We start from the raw sequence: 18,210 nt of genomic DNA, 5'->3' as shown, positions 1-18,210 counted from the left end.
GTTCTGGGCATCGATGCGGGTCGGCTCAGCCGGCCTCGTTGCTGTTGCCGCTGCCGATGAAGATGTCGAGCACGTTCACCACGGCGATCAGGCCGATGCAGGCGGTCACGGCAGCCACCGCCCAGATCAGGATGTCGTCGCCCCAGGTGCCCATGAGCGAATCGAACAGTGCCGAGATTTCCATGATGTTTTTCCCTCCGAGAGAAGCGGGGCCGCAAGCCGGCAAATCCGCAAAGAGGAAGCTTAGGTGGGGCCCGGTGCGCGGGCCGTAGTGGCCGCCCCTCCCCGTCTGTGGGAGAAGGTGGGCGTCACCGGTAGGAGGGCGCCGACAGGCGCGAGCCTCAGGCGCCCGGGTCGAGCACGCGCTCGCTGGGCCGCGCGAAGTAGAACCACTCGGCGCCCGGCAGCGCCATCGCGTTCGGGAACACGATGAAGCCGTCGTCGGGCGCGCTGACCAGCGTGCCGTCGTGCCGCATGCCGACGGGCTCGCCGCGCTGCACGGGGTCGAAGGTGGCCCAGTCGCGCACGAAGCTGTCGTCTTCGTGCAGGCGGTCGGTCACGCTCGCCAGGCGCAGCAGCTGGGGCGGCTGCGGCGGCGCGGCCGACAGGCCCGGCGGCAGCGCCGCCATGCCCAGCAGCGCGAGCGTGCGGCGGATGGCCGCCCACGCCACCTGCGGCGCCTGCGGGTCCTGGTGCTGGCCGCATTCGAGGGTGACGCCGTAGCCGCCGCAGCTGCGGATGTACTCGTTGGTGCCGCGGCCGAAGTCGATGGCGGCCTCGTCGACCGCCGCGCCGCGCTGCGCGAGGCCGGCGGCGTAGATGTCGAGCCAGCCCTCGACCACGACGGGCGTGCCGATGTGCAGCGCGAGCCGGCCTTCTTCCTGCGCGCGCGCAAAGGGTTCGAGGCTGCCGCTGTTGTCGCGCGGGCCAATCATGGCGAAGGCCTCGCCCTCGCTCTGGAAGGAATGCAGGTCGAGCAGCACGTCGTGGCGCGCGATGACGGGCGCCAGCCGGTTGGTGATGCGGGCCTCGTAGTCGGCCGGCGTCTCGCTCGGCCGGAACAGGCGATTGAGGTTGCGCTGGCCCTCGCGCTGCAGGCGCCGCCGTGCGAGCGGGTTGGCCACGGGCACGAGCGTGAGTTCGCCGCGCAGCAGGCGCAAGTCGCCGGCATCGAACTCGGCCAGCACGCGCGCGATGCCCTCGGTGCCGCAGGTCTCGTCGCCGTGCACCCCGCCGATCACGAGCAGGCGCGGGCCCGGGTTCAGCGACGCGAACGCATGCAGGCGCAGGCTGTCGGTGGCGGTCGCGGCGTCGTCGAAAAGCGGGGTGGACATGCGGGCGATTATGCGGAGGCGACTGTGGCCACGCAAAAGGCAAGACCCTGTGGCTTGGCGGGCGCGCAGCGCAAACCTACAGCCGCGCCCTGGCCTGTCCTACCGCCCCGTGGCGGGGCGCCGCGCAAGCTGGCGCCAGACCCGAACTTTGAAGGAGCACACGATGGCCCAGCAGCCGCGCAAGGACAAGAAGGACACCACCCGCGTCGAAAAGGACGGCGAATCGGCGCCGCGCCTGCCGCACGAGCGCGACCAGTCGTCGGACAGCCAGGTGATGCAGGACGGCCAGCCGCCCGAGAAGGGCCGGCGTGGCTACGAGGACGTGGAACGCGGCGTGGTCGACACCGACCGCGGGCTCACGCCCGAGCGCACGCCCGACGGCAAGGTCAGGCCTTGACGGTGGCCAGCTGCTGGCGCATATCGCCGATCACCGCGCCGTAATCCTTGGCGTTGAAGATCGCGCTGCCCGCCACGAAGGTGTCGGCGCCGGCCGAGGCCACGCGGGCGATGTTGTCGGCCTTGATGCCGCCGTCCACCTCGAGGCGGATGTCGCGCCCGCTCTGTTCGATGCGCTTGCGCGCCTGCTCGATCTTGCGCAGCGCCGAGTCGATGAAGCTCTGGCCGCCGAAGCCGGGGTTGACGCTCATGATGAGGATCAGGTCGATGTCGTCGATGGCCCAGTCCAGCGCCTCGAGGCCGGCGCCGGGGTTGAACACCAGGCCGGGCTTGCAGCCGGCGGCCTTGATGGCCTGGATGCTGCGGTGCACATGGGTCGATGCGTCGGGGTGGAAGCTGATGTAGTCAGCGCCCGCTTGCGCAAAAGACGCGGCCAGCGCGTCGACCGGCTGGATCATCAGGTGCACGTCGATGGGCACGGGCGTGCCGTCGGCGGTCTTGGCGTAGGGCTTGAGGGCCTGGCAGATCATGGGGCCGAAGGTCAGGTTCGGCACGTAATGGTTGTCCATCACGTCGAAGTGGATCCAGTCGGCGCCGGCCGCGATCACGTCGGTCAGTTCCTGGCCGAGGTGCGCGAAGTCGGCGGAAAGAATGGAGGGCGCAATGCGGAACGGGGTGCTGCTCATAACCCCGGATTCTCGCAGCCGACGGAAATCCGAGGAAAGGCCTCCGTTACCATGCGCCCCATGTCACACAGCCCCTTCAGCGTACAGGTCGAACCGCGTTACCTGGCCGACCAGTCCTCGCCCAAGGACAACGTCTACACCTTCTCCTACACGATCACCGTCACCAATGTGGGCACGGTGGGCGCGCAATTGATCGCGCGCCACTGGCTCATCAACGACGCCTCGGGCCATGCGCAGGAGGTCAAGGGCCTCGGCGTGATCGGCCAGCAGCCGCTGCTGGCGCCCGGCGAATCGTTCCGCTACACCAGCGGCTGCCGCCTGCAGGCGGCCAGCGGCACGATGCACGGCAGCTTCTTCGTGGTGACCGAAGAAGGCGAGCGTTTCGACGTGCCGGTTCCCATGTTCGTGCTCGAAGCGGATATCGGCGGCGCCCCCGTCTCGCGCGTGCTGCACTGAGCGCGCCGCGCTCGTTCTTTTTCTTTTCTCCCCGCTCCCCATGGCTGCCGCATCGCGCGATCTGCAGGGGCTGCTTGCCGGCCTCGACCCCACGGCCGATGTGGCGCAGCGCCACATCTGGCTCATCAACCTCTTCGACTGGCTGCGCGGCGACCGCGCCTCGCCGCAGGCCGCCATCGGCCGCGTGCAGTTGCTGCTCGACGCCGTCGAGGCACGGCCCGAGCTGTGCGAGCGGCTGCGCGCCTGGTGGCGCGCGTTCACGCAATCGGTCGACCTCACGGCGCTGCTGGCCGACTACGGCTTTGCGCCGCGCACCGCCTTCCTGAGCGAGTTCGGCGAACGCATGCGCCGCAAGATCCTGCCGGGCACGCCCGAAACCACCGACGCCTCGGACCTGTTCCGGCTGGTGCTGCCCGGCGTGTTCGACGCCGGCTGGATCGCGCTGCTCGACGACACCCAGCTCGCGCGCATCGGCGCGCTGCTGGCCGACGCCGCGCCCATGCCCGACGGCTCGGCGCGCTGGCGCCACACGGTGATGGACGCCGTCACCTACTGCTGCAGCCAGGTGGTGGCGACGGGCTTTTCGCCCGAGCTGCGGCTGCGCATCAGCCCCGAAGCGGGCGAGGCGCGCCCTTTCCACGCCCTCATGGCCGACCTGGACGCGCTGCGCGAGCAGATGTTCGCCCTGCCGCGCGACGAAGAATCCCTGCAGGCCGCCTTCGTGGCCTTTCGCGACCGGCTCGACGCCTGCCGCTCCAGCGCCTCGTCGGTCTACACGCACCTGGAAGACAACGGCATCTCCGTCGGCCTGGTGTTCCGGCTGCGCCAGCTGCGCGAGCGCGTGCTGCGCATCCGCGAGCTGCTCGACTGCCTGATGTCGCCCGTGCCGGGGCCGAGCATGGCGCGGCTGGTCGGCAAGCTGGTGCTGGCGGGCGGCGAGCGCAACAGCATCCGCGCGCTGATCGCCTCCAACTCGTCGATGCTCGCGGCCAAGGTGACCGAGCGCAGCGCCGAGACGGGCGAGCACTACATCACCCGCGACCGCCGCAGCTACCTGCAGATGGTGAAGAAGGCCGCCGGCGGCGGCGCCTTCACGGCGCTGACGGTGCTGGCCAAGTTCGGCATCTACGCGCTGGCCCTGTCGGCCTTCTGGAGCGGGCTGGCCGCGGGCCTCATGTATGCGGCCAGCTTCGTGGCGATCCAGCTGCTGCACCTGACGCTGGCCACCAAGCAGCCGGCCATGACCGCGCCCGCCATGGCGGCGCGGCTGCGCGACATCAAGTCGGACGACGCCGTGGACCAGTTCGTCGACGAGGTGGCCAACCTCGTGCGCTCGCAGGTGGCGGCCGTGCTGGGCAACGTGCTCCTGGTGGTGCCGGCGGTGGGTCTGCTGGTGCTGGGCTGGCAGGCCGCGCTGGGCCGGCCGCTGCTGGACGCGGCGCATGCGGCCTCCACGCTGCATTCGCTGTCGCTGCTCGGACCGACCGTGCTTTTCGCGGCAATCACCGGCATCCTGCTGTTTTCGTCCAGCATCATCGCCGGATGGACAGAAAACGCCTTTGTCCTGCATCGCCTGGACTCCGCCATGCGTTACAACCCTCGCATCGGCGCCTTTCTCGGTGCCGCCCGGGCCCGTCGCTGGGCCGCCTTCATGCGCACACACATCTCAGGCTTCGCCTCCAACATCTCGCTGGGACTCATGCTCGGACTGCTGCCCGCGTTCGCGGGCTTCTTCGGGCTCGGGCTGGATGTGCGCCATGTCACGCTGTCGGCCGGCCAGATTGCGGCCGCGGCGGCATCCATCGGCCTGCCGGCACTGCACCAGCCGGCCCTGTGGTGGGCGGTTGCGGCGATCCCGGTGATCGGCGCGCTCAATGTGAGCGTGAGTTTCTACTTCGCTTTCCGGCTGGCGCTGCGCGCGCACAGCGTGAGCCTCGGTGACCGCGCCCGCATCCGCAGCGCGATCTGGGCCCGCTGGCGCAGCCGGCCGGTGAGCTTCTTCCTGCCTACATGAACCTGACCGCACTCCTCGCCGAACTCCAGGGCTTCTGGGCCGAATGGGCGCGCCCCTCGGCCGGCCTGCCCACCGTGCTCTGGGCCCTGCTGGTGGCCGCCGCCGCGGCCTCCGGCCACCTGGTGCAGCGCTACCTGGGGATGCCCAAGGTCATCGGCTATTCGGTGGTGGGCGCGGTGGTGGGTTTTGCCGGTTTCGAGGGCGCGATCTGGCCGCTGCGCGGCATCAGCCTGTTCCTGCTGGAGCTGGGCGCGGCCGTGGTGCTGTTCGAAGCGGGTGGCCGGCTGCCGCTGCGCTGGTTCCGCCACAATCCGATGGTGCTGGTGCAGAGCCTGCTGGAGGCGGGGCTGACCTACTTCGGCGTGTACTGGATCTTGATTCTTCTGGGCCTGCCCGAGCCGGTGGCCAACCCCATCGCGCTGATGGCGATCGTCGCCTCGCCCGCCGTGCTCAGCCGCGTGATCATGGACACCCGCGCTGCCGGCCCGGTGACCGAACGCGCCATGACGCTGGCCACGCTCAACACCTTCTACGCCCTCACGCTGGGCTACGCGCAGGCCGGCCTGATCGAGCGCGCGCCGCAGTCGCTGATGCTCAAGCTCTACCCGGTGGCGGTGGTGCTCGGCATGTCGTTCGTGGTCGGCGCGATCATGGCGCTGGCGCTGCGTTCGGCGCTGCGCGTGATGAGCCCGAACAGCGAGAACACCTCGATCCTGCTGCTGGCGATCATCGCGGCGGGCGCGGCGCTCACGGCCCACATCGGTGGCTCGGCACCCTTGGCGGCGCTGATCGGCGGCGTGCTGCTCAAGACGCTCAACCCCAAGCCCTGGGCCTGGCAGCGCCAGCTCGGCACCGCCTCGTCGCTGCTGACCATGCTGATGTTCGTGCTGGTGTCGATGGTGGCGGCCCAGGCCGACTGGACCCTGCCCGTGGCCAGCGTGGTGCTGGCCGTGATCGGCGTGCGCCTGGTCACCAAGATCTCGGGCGTGGCCATTGCCAACCCGGGCAGCGGCGCCAGCTGGAAGCAGGCCTTCTGGGTCGGCTGCGCAATGACGCCGCTGTCGTCCATCGCCCTGCTGATCGCCTCCAATTTCGCCTCGGCCTCGCCGCTTCTGGGCACCATGATCACGCAGGTCGCCCTGCCCTCGATCCTGCTGATGGAAGTGATGGGCGCCGTGCTCGCCACCGTGGCGATCCACGCCGTGGGCGAGAGTTCGGTCCCCTGGACGCCGCAGGCCTTCAGCACCACGGAAGACACGCAGCGATGAGCAGCAACAGCAACCCCACCTCCGTCCTCCCGATCGACCCGGACAGCGACGACGTGCGCTCCGCACCGCTGCCCGCCGATCCGGCCAGCCGCGCCGTCAAGCTCGAGCCCTTCAACAAGTCGGAGGCGCTGTCGCTCGGCGTGGAGCTCGAGCTGCAGCTCGTGAACACGCACGACTACGACCTCGCGCCGTATGCCGAGGACATGCTGCGCCTGATGGCGCAGACGCCGCTGCCCGGCAGCGTGGTGCCCGAGATGACCTCGAGCATGATCGAGATCTCGACCGACATCTGCCATTCGGCGCAGGACGTGATCACGCAGCTGTCGCCGATCCGCGAAGCGCTGATCAAGAACGCCGACAAGCTCAACATCGCGGTGGTCGGCGGCGGCACGCATGCCTTCCAGCAGTGGCACGAACGGCGCATCTACGACAAGCCGCGCTTTCGCGAGCTGTCGGAGCTGTACGGCTACCTGAGCAAGCAGTTCACCATCTTCGGCCAGCACGTGCACATCGGCTGCCCCGACGCCGATTCGGCCTTGTTGATGCTGCACCGCATGTCGCGCTACATCCCGCACTTCATTGCGCTGTCGGCCTCGTCGCCCTTCGTGCAGGGGCAGGACACGCAGTTCGACTCGGCACGCCTGAACTCGGTGTTCGCGTTCCCGCTCTCGGGCCGCGCGCCCTTCACCACGAGCTGGAAGGAGTTCGAGGCCTACTTCGAGCGCATGACCCGCACCGGCGTCGTGCGCAGCATGAAAGACTTTTATTGGGACATCCGTCCCAAGCCCGAGTTCGGCACCATCGAGATCCGCGTGTTCGACACGCCGCTCACCATCGAGCGCGCCGCCGCGCTCGCGGGTTATGTGCAGTCGCTGGCCGCGTGGTTCCTGCAGGAGCAGCCCTTCGAGCCGAGCGAGGACGACTACCTCGTCTACACCTACAACCGCTTCCAGGCCTGCCGCTTCGGCCTGGACGCGGTGTATGTGGACCCGGCCAGCGGCCAGCACATGCCGCTGCGCGACCACATCCTGATGACCATGACCCAGCTCGAATGGCACAGCGAGGCGCTCAACGCCACGCAGGCGCTGGGCGAGCTGCGCACCAGCGTCGAGGCCAACCGCAACGACGCGCGCTGGCTGCGCGAGAAGCAGGGCAAGGAACGGCTGCTGGCGGAAGTGGTGCGCCAGGCCTCGCTGCGTTTTCGCGGCGCGGCCTGACGTTGTTCAGGCGGCCACGGCCTCCTGCGAGAACTGCCGGCGGTACACCGTCGGCGACACCTTGAACGCCGTGGCGAAGTGCTTGCGCAGCAGCACCGCCGAGCCGAAGCCCGCATCGGCCGCCACGCGCTCCACGGAGCGGTCGGTCGTTTCGAGCAGCCGCTGCGCCAGCGCCAGGCGCTGGTTCTGCAGCCACTGGCCGACCGTCGTGCCCGTCGATTCGCGAAAGCGCCGCGTGAAGGTGCGCCGGCTCATGAGCGCGCGGCGGGCCAGGTCGTCGAGTTCGTGCGGCACCTGCAGATGCCGCCCCAGCCATTCGAGCAGCGGCGTGAGCCGGTCGCGCTCGGCCGCGGCCGGCACGGGCTGCTGGATGTACTGCGCCTGCCCGCCCTGCCGGTGCGGCGCGACGACCATGCGCCGCGCGGCGCGATTCGCGGTGTCGGCGCCGTAGCGCACGCGCAGCAGGTGCAGGCAGCAGTCGATGCCCGCGGCCGTGCCCGCCGAGGTGAGCACGTTGCCGTCGTCCACGTACAGCACCTCGGGCTGCAGCACGACCTGCGGGTACTGCTTGGCGAAGGCTGCGGCCAGGTGCCAGTGCGTGGTCGCGGGCCGGCCGTCGAGCAGGCCGGCCTCGGCCAGAACGAAAGCACCCAGGCACAGCCCGACCACGGTGGCGCCGCGCCGGTGCGCCGCCTGCAGCGCGCGGATGAGCGCGGGCGGCGCGGGCCGGCCGTCGTCGCGCCAGGACGGCACCACCACGATCTGCGCGCGGCGGATCGCCTCCAGGCCGTGCGGCACCACGAGCGTGAAGCCCGCGTTGGTGGCCAGCGGCCCCGGCTCGGGCGCGCAGACCTGCACCCGAAAACGCGGCGCGCCGGTGTCGGTGCGGTCTTCGCCGAACACCATGCAGGGCACGGAGAGGTGGAAGGGGCTGATGCCGTCGAAGGCGACCACGGCAATGGTCTCGGCGATGGTTTTGGCGGCAGATGAGCGCATGGCCCGATCTTATCGATGAATGGCTTTCGGGCCACTGTCGCAAAACCCGTGGTGCGCGAAGAATCGAGTCATTCCAAACACACCACCGAAGGAGATACCCCATGAGCCAAACCGCACCGCGCCGCGCCCTCGTCGTCATCGACGTGCAGAACGAATACTTCGAAGGCGGCGGCCTGCCCATCGAATACCCGCCGGTCGAGCGCTCGCTGCCGAAGATCGCGCAGGCCATGGACGCGGCCCGCGCGGCCGGCGTGCCGGTGGTGGTGGTGCAGCACCACGCGCCGAAGGGTGCGCCGGTCTTTCAGGCCGACAAGTTCCACGGCCAGTTGCACCCCGAGATCGCCCAGCGCCCGCGCGACCACCTCGTCACCAAGGCCTTCCCGAGCGTCTTCACCGGCACCGACTTCGCCGACTGGCTCGCGCGCCACGAGATCGACACGCTGAGCGTGACCGGCTACATGACGCAGAACTGCGACGCCTCCACCGTGTTCGAAGCCATGCACCGCGGACTGAGCGTGGAGTTCCTGTCGGACGCCACCGGCGCGCTGCCTTACGAGAATGCGGCCGGCCGCGTGAGCGCCGAGGAAATCCACCGTGTCTTCAGCGTCGTGTTCCACAGCAACTTTGCCGCCGTGGCGACGACCGACGCGTGGGTTGCTGCGCTGAAGAGCGGTACAGCGATCGAGAAGGACAACGTGGTCATGTCCAACCGCCGCGCGCGCGGCGTCTGAACTTCACAAGAGTTCAGGCCAGGTTCAGCGGCTGCAGCACGGGCTGCCAGCGCTGCACCGCGATCTTCTTGAAGCCGCGGCCGTTGGGGTGCAGCTCGTTGGCCCAGTCGGTCGGGCCCAGCGTGCCGCGGCTGTCCACCACGTGCAGGTGCTGCGGGTCGCCCGCGGCGATGTTCTGCAGCATGCCGTGGAAGCCGTCGATCAGGTGGTCGACGCAGGGCTTGAACAGCTCGGGCGCCACGCCCGCGTCGACCAGCGCCGGGCGCAACCAGCCTTCGCGCCCGAACAGCGCCTTGCCGGTGGGCGGCGCGTAGTCGTAGCTGTGCATGACGATGTGGCAGTCCACGCTGGTGCGGGTGTAGATGAGGCCGATGAGCGCGCGGTACTGCTCGTCCATGTCGACGAGGAACTGGTCGAAGCCGCCCTTGCCGTTGCGAAAGCACTGCGCGGCCTGGGTCTCGCCCGTGCAATCGGACTTGAGCAGCGGGCGCAGGTCGTTGAAGCCCGCGAAGTCGTTGCCGCCGCCGCTGATGAACACCGCCGACAGCGTCGGGCCGTACAGGCGCAGCGACTCGCGCACGGCGTTGCGGTATTTGCCTTCGACGTAGTCCTGGGCTTCCGCGCCGTTCATGCCCTTGGCCAGGATCACGTGGCCGCGCGCGCCGACCACGTCGCCCAGGAAGTTCAGCAGGCTGCCGCCCGGCAGCGGGTACCAGAACCACGAATCGCCGAAGGCGAGGATGGTCGCGGTGCCGTGCGGGCCCATCTGCATCTTGGTCTCGTCCCAGTAGACAGCCATGGCGAACTCCTCGTGTAGAGGGCGCCATGGTTCTCGCAACCGCCGCGCGGCGCCATCCCCCGTTCGCAGTAGAACCTGCTGCTCAGTCCCGCAGCGACTGCACCAGCAGCACCAGCTCCGCCTGCCGGTGGCAGTCCGTCTTGCGCATCACGTTGCGCAGGTGGCTGCGCGCCGTGTGTTCGGAGCAGTGCTGCGCGGCGGCGAAGTCCTTCACGGTCTTGCCACTCGCCAGGAGCAGCGCGAGCCGCGCCTCGGTCGGGCTCAGGCCGAGCAGGCTTTCCAGCTGCCGCGGCTCCACGGGCGCCGCCTCGGCCGGATGGGCGAAGACCACGAGCGCGCGATGGCGCTGGCGCAGCACGGCCAGCGGGTGCGAGGGCTTGAGCGGCAGCACCGTGATGCGGACCACGATGCCGGCCACGGGCAGGTGCAGCACGCCGGCCCGCGCGCCGCCGGCCGGGGCGCAGGCCTCGCGCACCCGTTGCTCGAAGGCCGACTGCAGCGCGGACGACGCGAGCCGCAATCGCCCCTGCGCGCTGTCGAACAGGCCGCCACGGCCCGCGCACGCCGCCGCGCGCGCGTTCAGGTGGTCGATGCGGCAGGCCTCGTCGACCACGGCGATGCCCTGCGGCAGCGCATCGAGCGCCGACAGCCCGGTGGCCGCGTGCTCGCCCAGTTGCATCATGCGGGCGCGCAGTTCGCTGGCGCGCACCAGGTGCGGCGACAGGCGCCGGCAGAAGGCCTCGCTCTCAGGACCGTAGGGCGCTTCGGCCCTGGGGCGGATGAAGCCGAGCACTTCGCGCGTGTCGTCGTCGGCGCGCAGCCCCATGGCGAGCGTGTGGCGCAGGCCGAGCGGCGCGAGCCAGTCGACGTAGATCGGGCTGCGCGACAGCGTGCGCGCGCCGAAGTAGGTGTGGTCGGTCACCGGCGTGCCCAGCGGGGCGTTCACCGGCATCTGCATGCGGATGTCGTCGCGCGCCAGGTGCTGCTCGTACTCGCGCACCTTGTCGGGCGGACTCTCGAGGTTGGCGAGCCCCGCGCCCACCACCGAGCAGTCGGCGCGGCGCACCGTGAGCGTGTGAAAGCAGGCGGCGCCTAGCACCTCGCGCATGGCATCGAGCGCGTCGTACCAGTCGCCGGGACAGGTGATCCCGTCGTACAGCAAGGCAACGATCCGGTCGGTGTCGGCCTCGGCGGACACGCCTCCCTGCACGATGGCTGTCATGGCGGCCTTCTCCTGTTTGGACTTTCGGTGTATCCGCTTGCATGACGGTATTACAAAATGCTTCCAGTGTCAGCCCCCCCTTTCCCGTGGGCGCCGCGGCGGGCGGCCCCGCGCCAGGTCGTTATGCTCTCGCACCCATGGGTGAATTCGACCTGATCACACGCTATTTCAAACGCCCCGCCACGCGCTCGCCGCTGGGCGTGGGCGACGACTGCGCCTTGCTCGCGCCGGCCGCGGGCATGCAGCTCGCCGTGTCCTCCGACATGCTGGTGGAGGGGCGGCACTTTCTCTCGACCGTGGAGCCGGCCCGGCTCGGCCACAAGGCGCTGGCCGTGAACCTCAGCGACCTGGCCGCTTGCGGCGCGAAGCCACTGGCCTTCACGCTCGCGCTGGCATTGCCCGGCGTGGACGAACCCTGGCTCGAAGGCTTTTCGCGCGGCCTGTTCGCGCTGGCCGACGCCCACGGCTGCGAGCTGGTGGGCGGCGACACCACGCGCGGCCCGCTCAACATCTGCATCACCGTGTTCGGCGAAGTGCCGGCCGGCGCCGCGCTGCTGCGCTCGGGCGCGCGCGCGGGCGACGACCTGTGGGTGAGCGGATCGCTCGGCGATGCGCGGCTGGCGCTCGAGGTGTTCCGCGGCACGCTGAGCCTGCCCGCCGACGCCTTCGCACAGGCCCGCGCACGCATGGAACAACCCACGCCACGCGTGGCGCTGGGCCAGGCGCTGCGCGGCATCGCCACGTCGGCGGTGGACGTGAGCGACGGCCTCATCGGCGACCTGGGCCACATCCTCGCGGCCAGCGGCGTGGGCGCCACGCTCGATGCCGACGCCACCACCGCGCTGATCGCCGTCGACACGGCCGGCCTGCCCACCGAGGCGCTGCGCACCTGCGCGCTCTCGGGCGGCGACGACTACGAGCTGGTGTTCACTGCGCCGGCCTCGGCGCGCGATGCGGTGGCGCAGGCCGGGCAAGCCAGCGCGACGCGCGTGACGCGCATCGGCCGCATCGAGGCGGACGCGGGGCTTCGCATCGTCGATGCGAGCGGCGCGCCGGTGTCACAGCGCTTCGGCTCCTTCGACCACTTCGTCTGATCAAGACCCGCGCATCACCGCGCGCATCTTGTCCTGCGCGGTGTTGATCGCCGCCGACTGCTTGCCCATTTGCTGCGCCATCTTGTTGAGTTCGTCCCCCACGGCCGGGTCGGTCACGGTGAGCGTGCCGCCGGAAACCCGAAGCTTCGACTTGTTCTTCTCCATGAAATCGGCGATGGCCAACGCACTGTCGATCACGGCGTCGACCGGAGGGAACACCTCCTTGAACGTGGTGGCGGGCGTGGTCACGGTCTTCTCGTAGGCCTTGGCATAGACCTGCTTCAGGTCGTCGGGCTGCTTGAGTTGCGCGCGTGCCGCATCGGCCTTGGCCAACTGCTGATCGAGCGCGGTGCGAAGGCCTCCCAGGCCCTCCTTGGCGGCCTTGAGATCGTCACGGCGTGCCGGCAGATCGACGAACGAGCGCAGCGCGCCCTTGTTCATGACCTGCGTCATCGGCTGGCTCACCGACTTGTTCATGCCTTCGTTGAAATCGGTGATCACCGCGTAGTGCTGCGCGTAGTCGCCGAACGATGCTTTTTCTTCGGCGGTGGGCGTGGGCACGCGCAAGCCGGGCTTGTCGAGCACGCGGGTCTGCAGGTAGGCGATGAAGGCGCTGCGCTGCTCGGCCTCCTTGTTGCCGCAGGCCACGAGCAGCATCGACAGCATCAGGCCGAATGCCAGGACCAGCCATGCGGAAGAGAAACGGGACCGTGTGGTTGTTGTCATGGGGGCACCTGCTTTCGCGCAAAGGAAAAAGACCGGCCAGCATACGACCGGCCCGCCCCCGCGGCTACTGCAGGCTCTGCTTCAACGCCTCGATGAACGCCCGCGCCGCCGCCGACAGCGAATGGCCGCGCTTGGTGACGATCGAGATGTCGCGCACCACGCGCGGCGCGCTGAGCACCTTCACCACGAGCACCGGGTTCTTCTCGGCGCGCGCGAAGGCCGACGGCATGATCGACGCGCCCATGCCGGCCGCCGTCATCCACAGCGCGGTGGACAGGAAGGACACCTCGTTCACCACGTCGAGCGTCACGCCCGCCTCCGCCGCCGTGCCGTCGATCAGCGGGCGCACGCCGTAGCCGGGGCGCACGGTGATGACGGGGTGGCGGCCCAGGTCCGACCAGCGCACCACGCGCGCCTTGGCCAGCGGGTGGTCGGTGCGGCACACCACGGCGAGGTGATCGCGCATGAGGCGCTGCACCTCGACCTCGGGACCGGGCCGCTCGGGCGTGCCGATGCCGAAGTCGACGTGCTCGCCGAGGATGCGCGACAGGAACTGGTCGGGCGCGCAGTCGTTCACCAGCACGCGAACTTTCGGGTGCTGCTCGCCAAAGGCGCGCAGCGCATCGGGCAATAAAAATCCGGCCAGCGTGGGCGTGATGGCCAGCGTCACGCGACCGCGTTCCAGCGTGGCGAGTTCGCGGAAATCGGCCGACAGCGAATCGACGTCGCGCAGCACGCGCTCGACGGTGGAAATCATCTGTTCGGCTGCGGCCGTGGGCTTGAGCGCGCGCGTGGTGCGGTCGAACAGGCGCGTGCCCAGGCCCTCCTCAAGCTGGCGGATCAGCATGCTCACGGCCGACTGCGTGACGAACAGCCGCGTGGCCGCGGCGCCCAGCTTGCGCAGCTGGTAGACCGCGAGGAACGCACGCAGCTGGCGGATCGTAGGACTGAAGTTCGTATTCATCAGAAAATTTGAAAAATCATTCGGAATTTCTTGATTTACGAATGAATGCTGCCATCGTTCAATCTCCGATCAAAGCACCGAATTCAAGGAGAGGCCCGAATGACAGCACCCATCGCCTGCGGCATGCACGCATTTCGTGGGCGACGCAGGCAACTGCTGTGGGCCGTGGCCGGCGCGCTGGTGGCCGGCACCGCGCTGGCGCAGGCCCCGGCGGGCGATTTCCCTACCAAGCCGATCCGCATGGTCGTGACCTTCCCGCCCGGCGGCAGCGCCGACGGCGTGGTGCGCATGCTGGTGCCGCGCCTGAACGAGAAGCTGGGCCAGCAGGTGGTGGTCGACAACCGCCCCGGCGCGGGCGGCAACGTGGGGCTGACGCTGGTGGCCAAGGCGCCGGGCGACGGCTACACGCTGGGCGTGGGCGCGGCGGGCGCGCTGGCGGCCAACGTGAGCCTGTACCCGCAGATGCCCTTCGATCCGCAGAAAGACCTCAAGCCGGTGGGCATGCTGGCGGCCATTCCCTTCGTGCTGGTCGGCCACCCGTCGGTGGCCGCGAAGACGCAGCGCGAACTCATCGCGCTGGCCAAGGCGAAGCCGGCCACGCTGTCGATCGGCCACGGAGGCAACGGCACGGCCATGCACCTGTCGGCGGCGCTGTTCAACCAGATGGCGGGCACGCGGCTGGTCGAGGTGCCCTACCGCGGCTCGGGCCCGGCGGCGCTCGACGTGCTGGGCGGGCAGATTCCGCTGGCGGTGGTCGACCTGCCGTCGTCGCTGCAGCAGATCCGCGCCGGCAAGCTGATCGCCTTCGCCGTGACCAGCCCGCAGCGCCTGCCGATGCTGCCCGAGGTGCCGACGGTGGCCGAGGCCGGCCTGCCGGGCTACGACTCGACCGGCTGGTTCGGCGTGGTCGCGCCGGCCGGCACACCCGCGCCGGTGGTGGCGCGGCTCAATGCCGAACTCAACGCCGCGCTCGGCGACGAGCAGGTGAAGACCGCGATGCGCGCGCTCGGCGTGGAGCCGGCGCCGGGCTCGGTCGAATCCTTCGACAGCTACATCCGCGCCGAGACGAAGAAGTGGGCCCAGGTGATCCAGGACGCCCACATCAAGCTCGATTGAACGACAAGCCGATAGAGACATGACGAAGACCGCCGACACCTCGATGCAAGCCGACGTGCTGATCGTCGGCGCAGGCCCCGTGGGCCTCACGCTGGCGATGGACCTGGCCTCGCGCGGCGTCTCGGTGATCCTGTGCGAGACGCGCCGCTTCGCCGAGCCCCCGAACGTGAAGTGCAACCACGTGGCCTCGCGCACCATGGAGCAGTTCCGCCGCCTGGGCGTGGCGCAGCAGCTGCGCGATGCCGGGCTGCCGGCCGACCACCCGAACGACGTGGTGTTTCGCACCACGGTGACGGGCACCGAGCTCACGCGCATTCCCATTCCGTGCCGGCGCGACCGCTACACCGAGACCGAGGGCCCCGACGCGTGGTGGCCCACGCCGGAGCCGCCGCACCGCATCAACCAGATCTACCTCGAGCCGATTCTGCTGAAGCACACGGCCGCGCTGCCGGGCGTGACGCTGCTCAACCGCACGCGCTTCGAGCGCTTCACGCAGGACGCCGACGGCGTGAGCGCCATCGCCACCGACATGGACAGCGGCGCCACGCGCAGCATCCGCTGCCGCTACATGGTCGGCTGCGACGGCGGCAGCTCGCCGGTGCGCAAGCAGATCGGCGCCAAGCTCGAAGGCACGGCCGTCATCCAGCGCGTGCAGTCGACCTACATCCGTGCGCCGCAGCTGCGCGACATGATTCCGGGCAAGCCCGCGTGGTCGTACTACGCGATGAACCCACGCCGCTGCGGCACGATGTTCGCCATCGACGGCCACGAGACCTGGCTGGTGCACAACCACCTGAACGCCGAAGAGCCCGAGTTCGACTCGGTCGACCGCGACACCTCGATCCGCGAGATTTTGGGCGTGGGGCCCGACTTCCACTACGACATCATCAGCAAGGAAGACTGGATCGGCCGGCGCCTCGTGGCCACGCGCTTTCGCGACGGCCGCGTGTTCCTCGCGGGCGACGCCGCGCACCTGTGGGTGCCCTACGCGGGCTACGGCATGAACGCCGGCATCGCCGACGCGCTCAACCTCTCGTGGCTGCTGGGCGCCTGCGTGCAGGGCTGGGGCGACGAGGCCATCCTCGACGCCTACGAGGCCGAGCGGCTGCCGATCACCGAGCAGGTGTCGCAGTTCGCGATGGACCATGCGCAGAAGATGATCCGCGCGCGCCGCGCCGTGCCGCCCGACATCGAGGCGCCCGGCCCGGCGGGCGACGCGCAGCGCGCCGAGATCGGCCGTGAGGCCTACGCGCTCAACGTGCAGCAGTTCTGCTGCGGCGGGCTCAACTTCGGCTACTTCTACACCGGCTCACCGATCATCGTGCCCGACGGCGAGCACCGCGCGCCGCCGTACTCGATGGGCGAGTTCACGCCCTCCACCGTGCCCGGCTGCCGCGCGCCGCACTTCTGGCTGGCCGACGGGCGCTCGCTCTACGACGCCTTCGGCCCGGGCTACACGCTGCTGCGCTTCGACCGCAGCGTGGACGTGCGGCCGCTGGAACGCGCGGCCGCCGCCTACCGCATGCCGCTCACGGTGCTCGACATCGAAACCGCGAGCCTGCCCAAGGCCTATGCGCACCGCCTCGTGATGTGCCGCGCCGACCAGCACATCGCGTGGCGCGGCGCGCACCTGCCGGCGGATGTGTATGACCTCGTCGCCACCTTGCGCGGCGAAACGCGCCGCGAACGTGGCCGCCGCCGCGCCCTCGCCTGGGAAGGCGTGCTGGCCTAGCGCCGCGCCACCGCGCGCCACGCCAGCCACGCGGCGATGGCAGGCGCCAGCGCGAAGACCGTGAACAACCAGATCGCGGCCGAGCGTGCACCGTCCACACCGCCGGGCACCGTGAGCCCCGCCGCATTCGCCACCAGCCCGGCCACGGCCGCGCCGACGGCCATGCCGTACAGCTGCACGGTGGTGATGGAGGCGGACGCCAATCCCTCTTCGCCGCGCGGCGCCAGCGCCATCACGCGCGTCAGCAGGTGCGGCCAGCCGATGCCCACGCCGAAGCCGACGGCGGCCAGCGCCACGGCCACGAGCGAGGTCTCGACATTGGCGCTGAGCGCCCCCGGCGTCGGCAGCAGCCACGCGAGCGCCAGCAGGCCTGCGGTGCAGACCACCGGCCCGGCGCGCAGCATGCGGTCGGCGCCCGCGCCAGTGCGGCCCGACGAGGTCAGCGAGCCGATGCTCCAGCCGCCCGCCATCGCCGCCGTGAGGTAGCCCGCCATGAGCGGCGAGTGGCCGTGCAGCAGCTGCAAAAAGTAGGGCACGAAGATTTCGGTGGTGGTGCCGATCAGCAGCAGCGCCACGCTCGCATAAATGGCGCCCAGCGGCGTGCCAAGCGCATAGGCGCCGGTCGGCAGCAGGCGCACGGCGCCGGCGCGGCGGTCGATGCGGGTGGCGGCGAAACCGATGGCCAGGCCCAGCGCCACGCCCACGGCCTGCCCCGCGAGGCCGGGCCAGAAACCGCTGGCGGCAATCACCAGCACCGACAGCGCCAGCAGCGCGATCTGCGGCGCCGGCACGCGCGGCATCTGCGCCGGCCGGTCATGCCGGATGCCGGCCGCGGGCCGCAGTTGCACCGCCACCAGCAGGGCTTGCGCCGCCGCCACCGGCAGCAGCGCCCAGAAGGCCCAGCGCCAGTGGCCGGCCTGCGCGAACAGCCCGCCCACGGCCGGCCCGCACAGCGTGGCCACGCCCCACATGCCCGACACCAGCGCCACCGCACGCGGCCACAGCCGGGGTTCGAACACGCGCTGGATCAGCCCGTAGCTCAGCGCCGCCAGCAACCCGCCGCCCAGCCCCTGCACCGTGCGCCCCGTGAGCAGCCACGGCATGGCCGGCGCCAGCGCGCAGCCGACCGAGCCGGCCGTGAACACGGCCAGCGCCGTGAGGCAGGCGCCGCGCGGCCCGCGCGCGGCCAAGAGCCGCACCGAGAGCGTGGCACCGAGGATCGAGCCGACCACGAACAGGGTCGTGCTCCAGGCGTACCAGTCGAGCCCGCCGATCTCGCGCACCACCGAGGGCAGCACGGTGGTCACGATGTGGACGTTGACCGCGTGCAGCGCGACGCCGCCGGTCAGCGCCAGCGCGCGCCAGCCGTTGCGCCCGCTGAACAGCTCGCGCCACGCGGCGGTGGGCGGCGGCGCGCCAACGGCGGCAGCGTCGAGGGAAGAGGAGGAGGACGACATGA

18 protein-coding genes are annotated in these 18,210 nt (G+C 70.3%); 9 read left to right on the top strand and 9 right to left on the bottom strand.

Annotated features, from left to right (window positions below; translation table 11 throughout):
- Positions 1 to 25: 25 nt before the first annotated feature.
- Positions 26 to 184 (bottom strand): hypothetical protein, encoded by a 159-nt coding sequence (locus AC1RL8_RS28915; protein ID WP_167394958.1) that lies wholly within the window; start codon positions 182 to 184, stop codon positions 26 to 28.
- Positions 185 to 341: 157 nt separating this feature from the next.
- Entirely contained in the window at positions 342 to 1,334 is a 993-nt protein-coding gene (locus AC1RL8_RS28910) for a succinylglutamate desuccinylase/aspartoacylase family protein (RefSeq protein ID WP_492687373.1), read from the bottom strand.
- A gap of 163 nt (positions 1,335 to 1,497) precedes the next feature.
- Between AC1RL8_RS28910 and AC1RL8_RS28905 the strand changes: the two genes are divergently transcribed.
- Positions 1,498 to 1,731, top strand: coding sequence for a hypothetical protein (locus tag AC1RL8_RS28905; protein ID WP_095743382.1), 234 nt, complete (start codon positions 1,498 to 1,500; stop codon positions 1,729 to 1,731).
- Here the strand turns inward: AC1RL8_RS28905 and rpe are convergent.
- Entirely contained in the window at positions 1,721 to 2,416 is a 696-nt protein-coding gene (gene rpe / locus AC1RL8_RS28900; RefSeq protein ID WP_062480999.1) for a ribulose-phosphate 3-epimerase, read from the bottom strand. The two genes, AC1RL8_RS28905 and rpe, sit on opposite strands and share 11 nt — an antisense overlap.
- A gap of 60 nt (positions 2,417 to 2,476) precedes the next feature.
- On the opposite strand from rpe, the gene apaG reads away from it, so the two are divergent.
- Genes apaG through AC1RL8_RS28880 form a run of 4 tightly spaced genes read left to right on the top strand, consistent with a single transcriptional unit; the run spans position 2,477 to position 7,371 of the window.
- Positions 2,477 to 2,872 carry a Co2+/Mg2+ efflux protein ApaG gene (apaG, locus tag AC1RL8_RS28895; protein ID WP_062481013.1) on the top strand — a complete coding sequence of 132 codons (396 nt, stop codon included), beginning with the start codon at positions 2,477 to 2,479 and terminating at the stop codon, positions 2,870 to 2,872.
- Positions 2,873 to 2,912: 40 nt separating this feature from the next.
- On the top strand, positions 2,913 to 4,886 hold the full coding sequence (locus tag AC1RL8_RS28890) for a site-specific recombinase (protein WP_354347960.1): 1,974 nt from the start codon (positions 2,913 to 2,915) through the stop codon (positions 4,884 to 4,886).
- On the top strand, positions 4,883 to 6,154 hold the full coding sequence (locus AC1RL8_RS28885) for a cation:proton antiporter (RefSeq protein WP_062480997.1): 1,272 nt from the start codon (positions 4,883 to 4,885) through the stop codon (positions 6,152 to 6,154). The genes AC1RL8_RS28890 and AC1RL8_RS28885 overlap by 4 nt, the downstream gene beginning before the upstream one ends.
- Positions 6,151 to 7,371 carry a YbdK family carboxylate-amine ligase gene (locus AC1RL8_RS28880; protein WP_062480995.1) on the top strand — a complete coding sequence of 407 codons (1,221 nt, stop codon included), beginning with the start codon at positions 6,151 to 6,153 and terminating at the stop codon, positions 7,369 to 7,371. The genes AC1RL8_RS28885 and AC1RL8_RS28880 overlap by 4 nt, the downstream gene beginning before the upstream one ends.
- 6 nt (positions 7,372 to 7,377) lie before the next feature.
- Here the strand turns inward: AC1RL8_RS28880 and AC1RL8_RS28875 are convergent, their stop codons facing one another.
- Complete coding sequence (locus tag AC1RL8_RS28875) at positions 7,378 to 8,367, bottom strand: GlxA family transcriptional regulator (RefSeq protein WP_492687374.1); 990 nt, start codon at positions 8,365 to 8,367, stop codon at positions 7,378 to 7,380.
- A gap of 101 nt (positions 8,368 to 8,468) precedes the next feature.
- On the opposite strand from AC1RL8_RS28875, the gene AC1RL8_RS28870 reads away from it, so the two are divergent.
- Positions 8,469 to 9,098, top strand: a complete 630-nt coding sequence (locus tag AC1RL8_RS28870) for an isochorismatase family protein (protein WP_492687375.1) — start codon at positions 8,469 to 8,471, stop codon at positions 9,096 to 9,098.
- Positions 9,099 to 9,111: 13 nt separating this feature from the next.
- On the opposite strand, the gene AC1RL8_RS28865 is transcribed toward AC1RL8_RS28870, so the two are convergent.
- Positions 9,112 to 9,897 carry an SGNH/GDSL hydrolase family protein gene (locus AC1RL8_RS28865; RefSeq protein WP_062483039.1) on the bottom strand — a complete coding sequence of 262 codons (786 nt, stop codon included), beginning with the start codon at positions 9,895 to 9,897 and terminating at the stop codon, positions 9,112 to 9,114.
- A gap of 82 nt (positions 9,898 to 9,979) precedes the next feature.
- Entirely contained in the window at positions 9,980 to 11,119 is a 1,140-nt protein-coding gene (locus tag AC1RL8_RS28860) for a helix-turn-helix transcriptional regulator (RefSeq protein ID WP_492687376.1), read from the bottom strand.
- A gap of 137 nt (positions 11,120 to 11,256) precedes the next feature.
- On the opposite strand from AC1RL8_RS28860, the gene thiL reads away from it, so the two are divergent.
- Positions 11,257 to 12,213, top strand: coding sequence for a thiamine-phosphate kinase (gene thiL, locus AC1RL8_RS28855; protein WP_492687377.1), 957 nt, complete (start codon positions 11,257 to 11,259; stop codon positions 12,211 to 12,213).
- Here thiL and AC1RL8_RS28850 read toward each other — a convergent pair whose 3' ends face one another.
- Complete coding sequence (locus AC1RL8_RS28850) at positions 12,214 to 12,939, bottom strand: DUF3053 domain-containing protein (protein WP_139702156.1); 726 nt, start codon at positions 12,937 to 12,939, stop codon at positions 12,214 to 12,216.
- 64 nt (positions 12,940 to 13,003) lie between these two features.
- Entirely contained in the window at positions 13,004 to 13,903 is a 900-nt protein-coding gene (locus tag AC1RL8_RS28845; protein ID WP_095743373.1) for a LysR family transcriptional regulator, read from the bottom strand.
- A 99-nt stretch (positions 13,904 to 14,002) separates the two neighbouring features.
- Here AC1RL8_RS28845 and AC1RL8_RS28840 point away from each other — a divergent pair, with 99 nt between their 5' ends.
- Both AC1RL8_RS28840 and AC1RL8_RS28835 read left to right on the top strand, forming a co-directional pair.
- Positions 14,003 to 15,019, top strand: coding sequence for a Bug family tripartite tricarboxylate transporter substrate binding protein (locus tag AC1RL8_RS28840; RefSeq protein WP_492687378.1), 1,017 nt, complete (start codon positions 14,003 to 14,005; stop codon positions 15,017 to 15,019).
- A gap of 19 nt (positions 15,020 to 15,038) precedes the next feature.
- Positions 15,039 to 16,751, top strand: a complete 1,713-nt coding sequence (locus AC1RL8_RS28835) for an FAD-dependent oxidoreductase (RefSeq protein ID WP_492687379.1) — start codon at positions 15,039 to 15,041, stop codon at positions 16,749 to 16,751.
- Here AC1RL8_RS28835 and AC1RL8_RS28830 read toward each other — a convergent pair.
- Complete coding sequence (locus AC1RL8_RS28830) at positions 16,748 to 18,208, bottom strand: MFS transporter (RefSeq protein WP_492687380.1); 1,461 nt, start codon at positions 18,206 to 18,208, stop codon at positions 16,748 to 16,750. The two genes, AC1RL8_RS28835 and AC1RL8_RS28830, sit on opposite strands and share 4 nt — an antisense overlap.
- Positions 18,209 to 18,210 lie beyond the last annotated feature (2 nt).

The organism is Variovorax sp. GW822-FHT04E09, from assembly GCF_058800845.1.
This window is presented reverse-complemented; position numbering and strand designations above follow the sequence as displayed.